The organism is Rhodococcus sp. ENV425, from assembly GCF_002887785.1.
GTDB classification, from domain to species: domain Bacteria; phylum Actinomycetota; class Actinomycetes; order Mycobacteriales; family Mycobacteriaceae; genus Rhodococcus; species Rhodococcus aetherivorans.
Genome location: NZ_PCZU01000204.1, coordinates 1 through 1429 on the forward strand (window position 1 = coordinate 1; position 1429 = coordinate 1429).

The 1429-nt window shown below is 76.3% G+C and carries 1 protein-coding gene and 1 pseudogene; both read right to left on the minus strand.

Annotated elements, in window-relative coordinates:
* The coding region (locus CQZ88_RS17000) for a TadA family conjugal transfer-associated ATPase (protein ID WP_102800075.1) at positions 1-1162 on the minus strand (1162 nt) is incomplete at its 3' end.
* Positions 1159-1429 (minus strand): annotated as a pseudogene (locus tag CQZ88_RS17005) (hypothetical protein); the annotation flags it as partial. The gene CQZ88_RS17000 and the pseudogene CQZ88_RS17005, both read right to left, overlap by 4 nt.

Consider the following 1429-nt stretch of genomic DNA (forward strand, 5'->3'; position numbering starts at 1 on the left):
CCCGTCGGCGGAAGAGCTCTTCGAGTCGGTCCATGCCGGCCTCCGTGCCGCGCTCGTGGGTCCACGCGGGCGCGACGACGACACCCGACACGGTGTCCCGCTGCACGACACCGATCTCCGTCAGCCGGCGGGTCCCGTCGGGGGTGCGGTGCACGTGCAGAACCACCTGCACCGCCGCGACGAGCTGGCTGTGCAGGGCGGCCCGGTCCAGGCCGCCGAGTGCGGCGAGCGCTTCGAGCCGCGCCGGCACCTCGTCCGGCGAGTTGGCGTGCACCGTGCCCGCGCCGCCGTCGTGACCGGTGTTCAGTGCCGTCAGAAGATCGACGACCTCGGCGCCGCGCACCTCGCCGACGACGATGCGGTCGGGCCGCATCCGCAGCGCCTGCCGCACGAGGTCGCGCACCGCGACCTCACCGACGCCTTCGACGTTGGCGGCCCGGGCGACGAGCCGCACGACGTGGGGATGGGCGGGAGCGAGCTCGGCGGCGTCCTCGACGCACACGATCCGCTCGCCCGGGTCCACCGTGCCGAGCAGTGCCGCGAGCAGGGTGGTCTTGCCTGCCCCGGTGCCCCCGACGACGAGGAAGGCGAGCCGGGCGGCGACGATCCGTCGCAGCAGCCGATAGGCGTGCGGATCGACGGCGCCGCGATCACGCAGCGCGTCGAGCCCCTGGGTGGCGGGCCGCAGCACGCGCAGCGACAGGCAGGTGCCGCCCTGCGCGACGGGTGCGAGGACGGCGTGCAGGCGCACCCCGAAATCGCCGTGCCCGGGCAGCCGGCCGTCGACCCACGGCTGCGCGTCGTCGAGGCGCCGTCCGGCGAACAGCGCGAGGCGCTGGGCGAGTCGCCGCACCGACGCCTCGTCGGGGAAGGCGACGGGAGCGAGCCGCAGCCCGGCGCCGCGGTCGACCCAGACCCGGTCCGGGGCGGTGACGAGGACGTCGGTGACGCCGGGCTCGGCGAGCAGCGCTTCGAGCGGGCCGGCGCCGGAGAGCTCGGTCTGCAGGTGCCGCAGGGCCGTGAGCAGGTCGAAGTCGCCGAGAACCCCGCCGGACTCCGCACGCAGCGCGGCGGCGACGCGGTCCGGCGTGGGTTCGCCGGCCTCGGTCGCGAGCCGTTCGCGGACCCGGTCGAGCAGCTCGGCCGTGAGGACGGCGCTCATGCCGCCCACCGCGAGCCCGGTTCGGGTCCGGTCAGCACGTCGAGAACGGACTCGGCGGCGTGGACGAGTGGAGAGCGCCGTCCGAGCCGCAGTCCGCCGCGTTCGAGCGCCGCGGCGAGCCCGGGCTGCGCGCGCATCGTGGTGATCAGCGGCAGCCCCACCACGTCGGCAACGTCCCGGCCGCGCAACCCGCCGGGGGCCGGGCCGCGCACGACGATGCCCTGATTGGTGTTCTGTTCGGCGACCCAGCCGGCGACCCGCCCCGCG